14 protein-coding genes are annotated in these 12659 nt (G+C 71.0%); 5 read left to right on the forward strand and 9 right to left on the reverse strand.

Annotated features, from left to right (window positions below; translation table 11 throughout):
* Window position 1 precedes the first annotated feature (1 nt).
* A complete protein-coding gene (locus BFF78_RS05980) occupies window positions 2-517 on the reverse strand; it encodes a hypothetical protein (protein ID WP_069783410.1) in 516 nt (171 codons plus the stop codon).
* 130 nt (window positions 518-647) lie between these two features.
* Here BFF78_RS05980 and BFF78_RS05985 point away from each other — a divergent pair, with 130 nt between their 5' ends.
* Window positions 648-992 (forward strand): cupin domain-containing protein, encoded by a 345-nt coding sequence (locus BFF78_RS05985; RefSeq protein ID WP_069777307.1) that lies wholly within the window; start codon window positions 648-650, stop codon window positions 990-992.
* On the opposite strand, the gene BFF78_RS05990 is transcribed toward BFF78_RS05985, so the two are convergent.
* A complete protein-coding gene (locus BFF78_RS05990; protein ID WP_069777308.1) occupies window positions 982-1989 on the reverse strand; it encodes a LacI family DNA-binding transcriptional regulator in 1008 nt (335 codons plus the stop codon). The two genes, BFF78_RS05985 and BFF78_RS05990, sit on opposite strands and share 11 nt — an antisense overlap.
* 117 nt (window positions 1990-2106) lie before the next feature.
* Between BFF78_RS05990 and BFF78_RS05995 the strand changes: the two genes are divergently transcribed.
* Entirely contained in the window at window positions 2107-3267 is a 1161-nt protein-coding gene (locus BFF78_RS05995; RefSeq protein WP_069777309.1) for a Gfo/Idh/MocA family protein, read from the forward strand.
* 30 nt (window positions 3268-3297) lie between these two features.
* On the opposite strand, the gene BFF78_RS06000 is transcribed toward BFF78_RS05995, so the two are convergent.
* Both BFF78_RS06000 and BFF78_RS06005 read right to left on the reverse strand, forming a co-directional pair.
* Window positions 3298-3936 (reverse strand): poly-gamma-glutamate hydrolase family protein, encoded by a 639-nt coding sequence (locus BFF78_RS06000; RefSeq protein WP_069777310.1) that lies wholly within the window; start codon window positions 3934-3936, stop codon window positions 3298-3300.
* A gap of 13 nt (window positions 3937-3949) precedes the next feature.
* Window positions 3950-4981 (reverse strand): LacI family DNA-binding transcriptional regulator, encoded by a 1032-nt coding sequence (locus BFF78_RS06005; RefSeq protein ID WP_069777311.1) that lies wholly within the window; start codon window positions 4979-4981, stop codon window positions 3950-3952.
* A gap of 165 nt (window positions 4982-5146) precedes the next feature.
* On the opposite strand from BFF78_RS06005, the gene BFF78_RS06010 reads away from it, so the two are divergent.
* The 3 genes from BFF78_RS06010 to BFF78_RS06020 all read left to right on the forward strand — a co-directional run bounded on the left by BFF78_RS06010 (window position 5147) and on the right by BFF78_RS06020 (window position 8200).
* Window positions 5147-6310 (forward strand): phytanoyl-CoA dioxygenase family protein, encoded by a 1164-nt coding sequence (locus BFF78_RS06010; RefSeq protein WP_069777312.1) that lies wholly within the window; start codon window positions 5147-5149, stop codon window positions 6308-6310.
* 8 nt (window positions 6311-6318) lie between these two features.
* Entirely contained in the window at window positions 6319-7107 is a 789-nt protein-coding gene (locus BFF78_RS06015) for an SDR family oxidoreductase (protein WP_069777313.1), read from the forward strand.
* Window positions 7108-7195: 88 nt separating this feature from the next.
* Complete coding sequence (locus BFF78_RS06020; protein ID WP_069777314.1) at window positions 7196-8200, forward strand: Gfo/Idh/MocA family protein; 1005 nt, start codon at window positions 7196-7198, stop codon at window positions 8198-8200.
* Window positions 8201-8294: 94 nt separating this feature from the next.
* Here BFF78_RS06020 and BFF78_RS06025 read toward each other — a convergent pair whose 3' ends face one another.
* The 5 genes from BFF78_RS06025 to BFF78_RS06045 form a co-directional block, all read right to left on the reverse strand.
* Window positions 8295-8477, reverse strand: a complete 183-nt coding sequence (locus tag BFF78_RS06025; RefSeq protein WP_069777315.1) for a hypothetical protein — start codon at window positions 8475-8477, stop codon at window positions 8295-8297.
* Window positions 8478-8608: 131 nt separating this feature from the next.
* Window positions 8609-9517: a sugar phosphate isomerase/epimerase family protein gene (locus tag BFF78_RS06030; RefSeq protein ID WP_069777316.1), complete on the reverse strand. Its 909-nt coding sequence runs from the start codon at window positions 9515-9517 to the stop codon at window positions 8609-8611.
* A 2-nt stretch (window positions 9518-9519) separates the two neighbouring features.
* On the reverse strand, window positions 9520-10425 hold the full coding sequence (locus BFF78_RS06035) for an ATP-binding cassette domain-containing protein (RefSeq protein WP_069777317.1): 906 nt from the start codon (window positions 10423-10425) through the stop codon (window positions 9520-9522).
* A gap of 3 nt (window positions 10426-10428) precedes the next feature.
* Complete coding sequence (locus tag BFF78_RS06040; protein ID WP_069777318.1) at window positions 10429-11505, reverse strand: ABC transporter permease; 1077 nt, start codon at window positions 11503-11505, stop codon at window positions 10429-10431.
* Window positions 11505-12524: a sugar ABC transporter substrate-binding protein gene (locus BFF78_RS06045; RefSeq protein ID WP_069777319.1), complete on the reverse strand. Its 1020-nt coding sequence runs from the start codon at window positions 12522-12524 to the stop codon at window positions 11505-11507. Before BFF78_RS06045 ends, BFF78_RS06040 begins: the two co-directional genes overlap by 1 nt.
* Window positions 12525-12659: the final 135 nt, after the last annotated feature.

Raw genomic sequence — 12659 nt, forward strand, 5'->3', positions numbered from 1 at the left:
CCTACTTGATGAGCGCGTTCGCCACCACCACGATCACGCCGAGCAACGCGTCCCCGGCCCCCATGAGGACCGCCATGGGCCAACTCCGGGCCGACCAGCGGGCGGTGATCAGGCCGAGGGCGAACAGGATCACGATGTTGAGGGCGAACGCCGGGTACTGGACCCGGTTCGGCGACCACCAGCCCCAGCCCGCGCCCGCGAGCACGAAGACCGTGGGCAGCACGGCCAGGACCAGCGGCCACTCGTCCCGCAGCGTGCGCAGCACATCCCAGCGGCGGTGCGGGGTGCGTTCGGCGATGTAGTGGGCGTAGCCGTGCGCGAGGGCGGAGGCGAGGGCGGTCACCAACAGCCACACGGCGTCGTAGCGGCGGCCGGCGGCGGTCGTACGGCCGTACTGCGAGAGCGCCGCCACCATCGAGCTGGCGAGGACGGCCCCGTACACCCCGCCGAACAGGACGGCCTCGCGAGTGTCGTGCTGCCGGGGCGGTGGCGTGCCGGCCGCCGTGGAGTCGGCCATGTTCCCCACGATCACCCGGGCCACGCCGTGCCGCCAGTCCGCACGGGCCGACGAAGTGTCCTCCCACCAGCCCCGATGCCGCACACTCTGTCGACCGCGGCGCCCGCGTGACGCTGGCTAGGCTCGCCGCATGACGCACAGCTTCGCGCTCCACATCCCCGACGCCGGCCTCGAACCCGAGCCCCTCGACCCGGCGCAGATCGTCTCCGGGAACCCGGAGGTCACCGGGAAGGTGGTCTGGGAGTCGCCGGACGGCCGGCAGATCCGCGGCATCTGGCAGATCACGCCGGGCGTGGTCACCGACACGGAGGCGGACGAAGTGTTCGTCGTGATCAGCGGTTCGGCGACCGTCGAGGTCGAGGGCGGACCGACACTGACGGTGGGTCCGGGCGACATGGCGGTGCTGCGCGCGGGCGACCGTACGACATGGACGGTGCACGAGACGCTGCGCAAGGCGTACGCGATCAACCTCTGAGTTCGTCGCAGGGCGGCGCCGTCGTCCCCCGGATCTCCAGCGTCGGCGCGGCGAGGTGGACGCTTGCCTCGCCGTCCGGCCGTTCGACACGGTCGAGCAGGCAGCGGGCGGCGCGCCGGCCGATCTCGTACGGCGCGGTGTCGACCGTGGTCAGCCAGACGTGCCGCAGCCGGGAGATGCTGGTGTTGTCGTAGCCGGCCACCGACAGGTCGTGCGGCACCCTCAGGCCCAGTTCCCCGGCCGCCGAGAGGGCGCCGACCGAGGCCATGTCGTTGACGGCGAAGAGCGCCGTGGGCCGCTCCGGGCGGCTGAGCAGCCGTACGGTCCCCCGGTAGCCGCCCTCTTCGGTGAGGTCGCCCGGCTCGACGACCGGTTCGGCGCCGTGGGCCCGCATCGCCGCCTCGAAGCCCTTCCTGCGCAGTGCGCCGACCGCGCCGTGGCCCGCGAGGTGGGCGATCCGGCGGTGGCCGAGGCCGAGCAGATGCTCGGTGGCGAGCCGGGCCCCGTGCTCGTCGTCCCCGGCGACGACGTCCACCCCCTCCGGCCGGGGCTCACGGGCGCCGGCCACGACCACCGGCATCCGCCGCGCGAGCACGCCGAGACCGCCCGCGTCGGGGACCGTGCCGACGATCACCAGGCCGTCGACGCCCAGGTCCAGGAACGGTTCGGCGAGGTCGTGCCCCATCCGCCGGTTCAGCCGGGCGTCGGCGAGCAGCATGTGCAGCCCGGCGCCGTGCAGCAGCGAGTTGAGGCCGTCGAGGAGGTCGACGAACCAGGGGTTGCGCAGGTCGTCCAGGAGGACGCCGACCGTGCGGGTGCGCTGTTCGCTCAGGCTGCGGGCGGCCGCGTTGGGCCGGTAGCCCAGCTCGCGCACGGCCCGCAGCACGGTCTCGCGCTTCTCGGCGCTCACGGGTCCCGAGCCGCGCAGCACCAGCGAGACCAGCGACTTGGACACTCCGGCCCGTTCGGCCACGTCACGGATGGTCGGCGGTCTCATGGATGGACCGTTCCATGCGGCGTGCCGCTCTGTCAAAGGGTTGACACGCTGACCATGTCCGCACAAAGGTGGCCTGGACAGAGGATGGACCGGTCCAACAGGCCCAGGAGGGCTGCCATGGTGGATGAGCTGGGTGTCGCCGTCGTCGGGTTCGGCTGGATGGGCCGGGTGCACACCCAGGCGTACGCGCGGCTGCCGCACCACTATCCGCGGCTGCCGCTGCGGCCCCGGCTCATCACGGTCGCCGAGGAGGTGCCGGGACGGGCCGAGGAGGCCGCCGAACGGTTCGGGTTCGCCTCCGCGACCCGCGACTGGCGCGAGGTCGCCGCCGACCCCCGCGTACGGGCCGTCAGCATCACCGCCCCGAACTTCCTGCACCAGGAGATCGGCGTGGCGATGGCCGAGGCCGGCAAGCACATCTGGATCGAGAAGCCGGTCGGGCTGACCGCCGGGGACGCCCGTGCGGTCGCCGACGCGGTCGCCAAGGCCGGTGTGCGGGGCACGGTCGGCTTCAACTACCGCAACGCGCCCGCCGTCGAGACCGCCCGCGAGCTGATCGCCTCCGGTGAGATCGGCACGGTGACCCATGTCCGCATCCGGCTGTTCAGCGACTACGCCGCCCATCCGGACGGCGCCCTGACCTGGCGCTACGAGCGGGCGCGCGGCGGCAGCGGGGTGCTCGGGGACCTGGCCTCGCACGGCGCCGACCTGGCCCGTTTCCTGCTCGGCGACATCACCTCGCTCACCGCCGACACCGCGATCTTCCTCCCGGAGCGCGCCCGTCCGGCCGGCGCCACCGCCGGCCACGCGCGCGCCTGCGGCGGCGAGCCCGGCCCGGTCGAGAACGAGGACTACGTCAACTGTCTGCTCCGCTTCGCCTCCGGCGCCCGCGGGGTCCTGGAGGCCTGCCGGGTCTCGGTCGGCGAGCAGAACAACTACGGCTTCGAGGTGCACGGCACGAAGGGGGCTGTCTTCTGGGACTTCCGGCGCATGAACGAGCTGGCGGTGAGCCGGGGTACGACGTATCAGGACCAGCCGGTGAGCACGGTGTACGTGGGGCCGGGCGACGGTGAGTTCGCCGCGTTCCAGCCGGGGGCGGCCAATGCGATGGGCTATGACGATCTGAAGGTCATCGAGGCCTACCGGTTCGTACGGTCCATTGCCGAGGGTGTGCCGTACGGTGCGACGCTTGCGGATGCGGTGTGGAGTGCGGCCGTGCTCGACGCGATGACACGGTCGGCTCGGCACGTTTCTTGGGTGGAGGTCGAGGCGGGCTGAGTACGCCGTCCGAAGCGCCGCGATGTGCCGTCAGGCGTCTGCGGCACCGTCGTGGTCGGTCGCGCGGTTCCCCGCGCCTCTTTCCGGCGCTGCCCTGCCCAGCGCTTCCACCCCTGCGGTCAGCGCGTCGGCCACCGGACCCGGCGGGATGTCGGTGCCGCCCCTGGTGCGGGCCAGAAGCGGTAGCTCCACCTGGACGCCGCCCAGCCGGGTCAGGTTGACCGGGTTCCTGGGATGCACGCCGCGCAGGGCGGCCGGGATCGCCGTCAGGTCGGCGACGGCCGGGAACTGCGGGGCCCCGGCGGCAAGCGCCTCGGCGAGGATACGGGCCGCGGCCCTGTTGCCGCCGCCGAGGAAGATCGTGTGCGGTGTCTCCGGGCGCATGTGGCCGTGCAGGGAGACCGTGAGGGACACCCGCTTCAGGAACTCCCGCAGGAGCGCGCAGTGGTCGGCCGCCATGCGGGGGGACGGGATGTGCACGGGCTCCCGTGCGCCCGGCTGGGTGAAGACGAGGCTGGTGGCGCCGCAGCGGCGGGCCACGAGGTCCGCGAGTTCGGCCGTACCCCCTTCGTTGCTGCCGTGCAGGGCCAGCAGGCCGATCTCGCCGCCCGGTACGAGGGTCGCGACCAGCGGTGTGCCCTCGATCTCCACGTGTTCGGTGCGGGTCACCGGGTCGTCGCCTTCACTCGGCCGGCTGCGCGGGCATGTTGTACGGCGTGACGACCTGGATCGCGGACGGCAGCGCGGGGCCGGCCGGGGGCAGTGCGCCGTGCGCCCGCATGACGAGGTGGCAGGCCTCCCGCATGTCCTGGCGCAGGTCGTGGTGGAGCACGGCGGACAGCCGGCGCTCGCGCAGCAGCCGGGTGTTGTCGTGGTCGAGGTCGTGGGCGATGAACACCGCGCAGGCACGGCCGAGGTCGGCGAAGGCGCGCAGGGTGGCGTTGTTGCCGCCGCCGATGGAGTACACGGCGCGGATCTCCGGATCGCGTTCCAGGGCGGCGCGGACCAGATCGTACTGGGTGGCGTCCAGGCCCTGTCCCTCGGCTATCTCCACCAGGGTGCGCTGCGGATGGCGGGCCCTCATCACGCTCCTGAAGCCCATCTCGCGCTCCTCCTCGTTGCGGAAGAAGCCGCTGCTGAGGCTGGTGAGGACATTGCCGGGCCGGTCGCCGAGCCACTGGCCCATCAGATAGGCGGCGGTCGCTCCGGCGGCCCGGTTGTCGCTGCCGACGTAGCCGACCCGGCCGCTGGCGGGCAGGTCGGTGACCAGGGTGACGACGGGGATGCCGGCCGCGGTGAGCCGGCCCACGGCGGCGGTGACCTCGGGGACGTCCGGGGCCTTGAGGATCACACCCTGGGAGCCGCGCCGGGCGATCCGGTCCAGCGTCCTGACCTGTTCGGCGGCCGGGCCGGTCTCGCGGAAGTGGAAACGGCAGCGGACCACGGCCGGGTGCAGGGACGGCAGTTCGGCCTCCAGCGCGGCGCGGACGGCGGTACTGAACCGCTCGGGCGCCTGCACCACGATGTCGACCATGAAGGTACGGCCGACCAGCCGCACCTGGGTGCGCTGCCGGTCGAGGTCGGCGATGGCCCGGTGCACCTCCTGCGCGGTGCTCTCGCGCACCCCTCCCCTGCCGTTCAGCACACGGTCGACCGTGGCCTCGCTGAGACCCGCCTGACGTGCGATCTCCCGGATGGGGAACGGATGGCCCATGGGCCGGCTCCTTGAGGGGTTTTTGATGGCTGGCTGCTGGTTGTTCGAGGGGTTTGTACTGACAAGAATGACAGGGCCGCGTCGTCGCCGTGGCCGAAAGCCACAATCGGCCGGAAGCCGTGCTCGAGGGCCCGAGGCCGTAAGGCCATGACCGAAAGGACACCGATGTCCGTCGCCTCCGTGCCAGGCCGCGCCTGGCTGTCCGAGCGGGACTGCGACCTGGACGCCTTCCGCGCTCTGCTCGAGCGGACGACCCACCTCGCGGACTACCCGCACGCCGTCTCGGTGACGGAGAACGTCCTGGTGTACGAGGGTGAGCGGCTGCGCGCCGCCGAGGACCCGGGCGCCCTGCGGGACGAGCTGGTGCGGGCGTTCGCCGACGGCCCCGGAATCGTCGTCATCCGGGGTGCCTACCCGGACCCGGTGGTCGTCGACCGGGTCACGGCCGTCTTCGAGGCGCTGATCGCCGAGCAGCGGGCCTCGGGCGCCGGGGCCGGCGACCATTTCGCGCGGCCGGGCGCCAACGACCGGGTGTGGAACGCGCTGGAGAAGACGGCCCTGTACGACGCGGAGGCGTTCGCCGACTACTACGCGAACGACGTCCTGGCCCTGGTCTGCTCGGCCTGGCTGGGCCCCGGCTACCAGGTGACCTCGCAGGTCAACGTGGTCAATCCGGGCGGCGCGGGCCAGCGGGCGCACCGGGACTACCACCTCGGCTTCCTGAGCAACGCGGTCGCGGCCGCCTACCCGGCGCATGTGCACCGCCTCTCCCCGGTGCTCACCCTCCAGGGCGCGGTCGCCCACTGCGACATGCCGGTGGAATCGGGTCCGACGCTTTATCTGCCGTACTCGCAGCTGTACGAGCCGGGGTATCTGGCCTGGCGGCTGCCGGAGTTCCAGGCGTACTTCGAGCAGCACCACGTGCACCTCCCGCTCGCCAAGGGCGACGCGGCCTTCTTCAACCCCGCGCTCTTCCACGCCGCCGGCACCAACACGGCGGACGTGCGGCGCACGGCCAATCTGCTCCAGGTGTCCTCCGCCTTCGGACGCGCGATGGAGACGGTGGACCGGGAAGCCGTGGCGAACGCGGTGTTCCCGGTGCTGCTGCGGCGCGCGGCCGGGGGCGCCGGCGAGGAGTGGCTGGAGAACGTGATCGCGGCGAGCGCCGAGGGCTATCCCTTCCCGACCAACCTCGACAGCGACCCGCCGGTCGAGGGCCTGGCCCCGCCGGCGCAGGCGGACGTGCTGCGGCGGGCGGTGCGCGAGAAGTGGGCCCCGGAGCGGCTCCGTGCGGAGCTGCGGGCCGGTACGCAGAGGCGAGAGAGCTGAGGAACGTCATGGGACTTCTCGACGGACTTCTCCGGGAAAAGATCGTCCTGGTCAACGGCGGCAGTCAGGGGGTCGGGGCCGCGATCGCGCGGGCCGCCGTCCGGGAGGGCGCCGTCGTGGCGGTCACCGGCCGCCGTACGGAACCGGGTGAGGCGCTGGTCGCCGAGCTGGCGTCGGCCGGGGCCAAGGCGATGTTCGTGCGTGCCGACCTGGCGGACGCCGACCAGGCCAAGGCGGCGGTCGCCGAGGTGGTGGACGCCTACGGCCGGATCGACTGCCTGGTCAACTCGGCGGGGCTGACCACCCGGGGCACGCTGCTGGACACGACCGAGGAACTGTTCGACCAGCACATCGCGATCAACCTCAAGGGGCCGTTCTTCGCGATGCAGGCGGCGGTCGCCGACATGACGGCCCGCAAGGCGCCCGGCGCGATCGTCAACATCATCACCTCGTCGGCGCACGGCGGTCAGCCGTTCCTCGCGCCGTACGTCGCCGCCAAGGCGGGTCTTGCGGGCCTGACCCGCAACGCCGCGCACGCCCACCGCTGGGACCGGATCCGGATCAACGGCCTGAACATCGGCTGGACCGCGACGGAGGGCGAGGACGCCACCCAGCGCGCCTTCCACGGTGCCGGCGACGACTGGCGCGAGCAGGCCGCGATGAAGGTGCCGATGGGCAAGCTCGGCCAACCGGACGAGATCGCCGACTTCGTGGTGTTCCTGCTGTCCGACCGGTCCGGGGTGGTGACCGGGTCGGTGATCGACTGGGACCAGAACGTGCTCGGCGGCCTCGACTGAACCTCCCCCTCCGCTCGTCCCCGTAGGAACTTCCTCTTCGCGTAGGAACTTCCTCGTCCCCATAGGAACTGCAAGGAGCCTCATCCCCATGCGTATCGGAATCCTCGGCCTCGGCCGCATCGGCGCCTTCCATGCCGAGACCCTCTCCGGCCTCGACGCCGTCGAGTCGCTCGTCGTCACCGACCCGTTCGCGGACGCGGCCAAGGCCGCCGCCGAGCGGTTCGGGGCCGAGGTCGTGGACTCGCCGGAGGCACTGCTGGCCGCCGGCGTGGACGGCATCGTGGTGGCGGCCGCGACCGACGCCCACCCCGCCCTGATCCTGGCCGGTGTCGAGGCCGGCGTCCCGGTGTTCTGCGAAAAGCCCGTCGCGAAGACGATGAGCGAGGGCGTCGAGGTGCTGAAGGCCGTCCGCGGCAGCGAGGTGCCGATCCAGATCGGCTACAACCGCCGCTTCGACGCGGGCTTCACCGCCGCGCGGGCCGCCGTCCAGGCGGGCGAGCTGGGCAAGCTGCACACGGTCCGCTCCACGACGCTGGACCCGGCGCCGCCGCCGGCCGCGTACATCGCCGCGTCCGGTGGCATCTTCCGGGACTGCTCCGTGCACGACTTCGACATCATCCGCTGGGTGACGGGCCATGAGGTCACCGAGGTGTACGCGGTCGGCGGCAACCGGGGCGCCGACTACATCAAGGAGGCCGGGGACGCCGACACCACCGGCGCGATCCTCACGCTGGACGACGGCACCATCGCGGTGATGTCCAACTCCCGTCACAACGCCCGGGGTTACGACGTCCGCATGGAGCTCCACGGCTTCCAGGACTCGATCGCGGTCGGCCTGGACGACAAGCTGCCGCTGCGCTCGGTCGAGCCCGGCGTGAGCTTCCCCTCGGGCACCCCGCACGACTTCTTCATGGACCGCTTCACCGACGCCTACCGCGCCGAACTCACCGCGTTCACCGAGGTCGTGGCCGGCACCCGCCCCTCGCCCTGCACCGTCGAGGACGCCCTGGAGGCAGGCTGGATCGCCGAGGCCTGCACCCTGTCCCTGCGCGAGCACCGCCCGGTGACACTCGCCGAGGTACGGCAGGCGTGAGCCGACCGTACGGCGCCGGGCGTCTGCCCGGCGCCGTACGTCTGTCTCAGCCGGGCGCCTGTGTCAGCCAGCGCCTGCTCAGTCGGCGTCCGTCTCAGCCGCAGTACCGGATCAGCCACTCGTCCGGGTTGTAGGTGTCACGCGCCGGGTCCGGAACGGTCGCCGGCTTCGTCTCCACCGTGTCCTCGGGACGTATCCGCTCGGGCAGCGAGCCGAAGCGGGTGCGGCGCACAGCCGCCGCGTCGGTCGTGTCCAGGGCTTCCGTGCGGTGTGTCATCTCGTCCTCCCGTCTGCGCGGGCGTCCCCCGTCGTCTGCACAACGCCCGCGTGCCCCCGGTTGGTTCCCGGCCACCTCGGATCCGAATCCGTCGTGGTTGCGCAGGAAACAATCGGGGGCACGCCGGGACTTCACGCCCCGCAGGACCGCAGGAACCGCCGTGTCCGTACCGCGATCGGCAGGGGCGTGTCCGGCTCGCAGGGATACATGTCCTGCTCGACGATCGCGAACAGCTCCGCGCCCAGTTGCTGCGCCGCCTTGAGGACGGGCCCCAACTCGGGCACGCCGGACGGCGGTTCGCACATCACGCCGCGCTGCACCGCCGGCCCGAACGGCACCCCGTTCGCGACCACCTCGGCGAGGACGTCCGGGTCGACCTGCTTGAGGTGGAGATAGCCGATGCGTTCGCCGTAGGTCTCGATGAGCTTGACGCTGTCCCCGCCGCAGTAGGCGTAGTGCCCGGTGTCCAGGCAGAGGTTGACCAGCTCGGTGTCGGTCGAGTCCAGGAAGCGTTCGACGTGGTCCTCGGTGTCGATATGGGTGTCGGCGTGCGGGTGGACCACGATGTCCAGGCCGTAGGTCTCCTTGACCTCGTGCCCGAGCCGTTCCATGCCCTTGGTCAGGTGGGCCCACTGCTCGGCGGTCAGCTCCGGTGGTTCCAGGATCTCGGCGGTCTTGTCGTCCCGCCAGAAGGAGGGGATGACCACCAGGTGCCGCGCGCCCATCGCCTGGGTGAGCGCGGCGACCTGGCCGACGTGGGCCCAGGTCTCCTCCCAGACGGACGGGCCGCGGTGCATGCCGGTGAAGACCGTGCCGGCGGACACCTTCAGGTTCCGCCGGGCCACCTCGTCCCTGAGCCGCGCCGGGTCGGTGGGGAGGTAGCCGTAGGGGCCGAGTTCGATCCACTCGTAGCCGGCCTCGGCCACCTCGTCCAGGAAGCGTTCCCAGGGCACCTGCCGCGGGTCGTCGGGGAACCAGACGCCCCAGGAGTCGGGGGCCGAGCCGACCCGGATCCGGTCCAGCGGGGTGGGGGTGGCCATGGTCAGGGGGTTCCTTCCGCAGAGGGTGCGACGGGTGCCGTGAGCTCGTTCTCCTCGGGGAGTTCCTCCACGTCGACGCCGCGTACCTGGGCCAGTTCGTGCTTGAGGGCCGCGAGTTCGGCGCCGCCCGCCATGTGGTTGGTCAGCTCCTCCAGGCTCACCTCGCTGCGGGAGGCGGACAGCTCCAGGGTGCCCAGCCGCAGCACGCTGAAGTGGTCGCCGACCATATAGGCGTGGTGCGGATTGTGGGTGATGAAGATGACGCCGAGGCCGCGGTCGCGGGCGGCGGCGATGTACTTCAGCACCACACCCGACTGCTTGACGCCCAGGGCGGCGGTCGGCTCGTCCAGGATGAGGACGCGGGCGCCGAAGTAGACGGCGCGGGCGATGGCCACGCACTGGCGCTGGCCGCCGGAGAGAGTGCCGATGGGCTGTTCCAGGTCGTCCAGGACGATGCCCATGTTGCGCAGTTCCTCGTCCGCGGTCTTCTTCATCGCCGCGATGTCCAGGCGCCGGACCGGCCAGGGGCCCCTGGTCATCTCCGAGCCGAGGAAGAAGTTCCGCCACACCGGCATCAACGGCACCGTGGCCAGGTCCTGGTAGACCGCCGCGATGCCCTTGTCGAGGGCCTCGCGCGGGGTGGAGAAGCGCACCGGCTGCCCGTCGACGAGGAACTCGCCCTCGGTGTGCCGGTGCAGCCCCGAGACGATCTTGATGAGGGTGGACTTGCCGGCGCCGTTGTCGCCCAGCACGCACGTCACCTGACCGGCATGCACCTTCAGGTCGACGCCGTGCAGAACGCGGATGTTGCCGTAGGACTTGCCCGCCCCGCGCAGTTCGACCAGCAGCCCCTCCGAGTCGGGCGGCGTGTCCTGGACGACGGTGCCGTGGGTCTTGTTGTCAGTCATCGGTTACCTCCGGGTCGCGGTACGCCGGACCCACAGATTGATCAGGACGGCGCCGAGCAGCATCACGCCCAGGAATGCCTTGAACCAGTCGGGGTTCCAGCCGGCGAACACGATGCCCTGGTTCACCATGCCGAACATGAAGGCCCCGAAGACCGGGCCGATCGCGGAGCCGGCACCACCGGTCAGCAGACAGCCGCCGATCACCGCCGCCGCGATGTAGATCAGCTCCTGGCCGACGCCCTCGCCGGACTGCACGGTGTTGAAGGAGAACAGGTTGTGCATGCCGACGAACCAGGCGCCGAAGCCGACCAGCATGAACAGCGAGATCTTGGTGAAGGTCACCGGGACACCGACGGCCCGCGCGCTCTCCTTGTTGCCGCCGACCGCGAAGATCCAGTTGCCGTACTTGGTGCGCAGCAGCACCCAGGTCGCGAGGGCCGCGAACACCAGCCACCACACCACCGTGATCTTCACTTCGACCCCGCCCACGGTGAACGAGGACGCGAAGAGCTTCTTCGCCTGGTCGAAACCGTCCATGTCGCTGATGTCGTCGGTGGCGACATTGCCGGTGACCAGCTTGGTCACCGCCAGGTTCGCGCCCTGCAGGATCAGGAAGGTGCCGAGGGTGATGAGGAAGCTGGGCAGGCCGGTCCTGACCACCAGCCAGCCGTTGAAGAAGCCGATCGCGAGCGAGACGGCCAGGGCGACGATCACGCCCGTCCACACGTTCAGGGTCAGCTGGTAGCTGAGCATGCTCGCGGTGAGCGCCGAGGAGATCACCGCGACGCCGGACGAGAGGTCGAACTCGCCGCCGATCATCAGCAGGGCCACCGGCAGGGCCATGATCCCGATGGTCGAGGACTGGTAGAGGATCGTGGCCATCGAGCTGCCCTGGCGGACCGCGGGCGCGACGATCAGGAAGAAGACCAGTACGGCGGCCGCGCCGAGGAAGACACCCACCTCGGGGCGGGCCAGCAGCCGCAGCGCCAGCGGGCGCCGCGCGGTGCGGCCGTCCTGCTGTTTCGAGCCGGGCGCCGGCGGCCTGCCGAGGGCCGGTTCAGCCTGCTGGGCCATGCTCATCACCGGGTCCCCTTCGCGGCGAACTGGCCGACCTTGTCGACGTTGGACTTGTCGACGAAGGCCGGGCCGGTCAGTACCGGCTGGACTCCGCCGCCGCTGTAGTTGCCGTTGTACTTGTAGAGCCACAGGGCGTCGACCGCCAGGTATCCCTGGAGGTAGGGCTGCTGGTCGACGGCGAACTCGATGGAGCCGTTCTGGACGGCCTTCACCAGGTCTTTGTTCAGGTCGAAGGTGGCCACCTTGGCCTTGCTGCCCGCGTCGCCGAGCGCCTGCGCGGCGGTCAGGGCGAAGGGGGCGCCGAGGGTGACGACCGTGTCGATGGAGCTGTCCTGCTTCAGCTTGGCCGTGATCGTCGACCGCACGGACGGCATGTCCGTGCCGTTCACGTACAGCGTCTCAGCCGTGCCCTTGAACGTCTTCTTCACACCGTCGCAGCGCTGGGTGAGGCCCACATTGCCCTGCTCCTGGATCACACAGACGATCTTCTTGGCGCCGGTCGTGTTCAGCTTGTCGCCGAACGCCTCGCCCGCCACGCTCTCGTCCTGCCCGAAGAACTCCAGCAGGCCGAGCTTCCTCCAGTCGCTCAGTCCCGAGTTCAGGCCCACGACCGGGATGCCGGACTGCTCCGCCTTGCCGATGACGTTCTTCATCGCGTCCGGCTTGGCGAGGGTGACCGCGATGCCGTCGACCTTCTGGTCGATCGCGTTCTGCACCAGGTTCGCCTGGTTGCCGGCGTTGGGGTCGGCGGAGTAGACGAGCTTGATGTTGTCCTTGGCGGCGGCGGCCTCGGCGCCCTTGCGGACGGTGTCCCAGAAGGTGTCGCCGGGTGCCTGGTGCGTGACCAGCGCGACGGTCATCCGAGGGGTGTCGGCCCTGCCCGCCGAGGCGTTCTGTGCCGCCTCCTCGGCCTTCTTGCCGCCATGACTGCTGGCGCAGCCGGCGAGGGTCAGGGCCGCCGCGGCGGCCACCGCGACCATCGGGGCCAGTCTCCGGGAGCGGGAGGGAGAAGAGCGGTCCATCTTTCCTGCACCTCACTGTGCGTGTGACGGGGAAGGGACGCTGATTGCGTTGGGACGGGATACAAGTCCGTGGCGAGCCCGCTGTCAATACTTTGTTAAGACATCATTTCACAACGAGGTCCGAATGTAAGTACA

The sequence above is a fragment of the Streptomyces fodineus genome (assembly GCF_001735805.1).
GTDB lineage: Bacteria > Actinomycetota > Actinomycetes > Streptomycetales > Streptomycetaceae > Streptomyces > Streptomyces fodineus.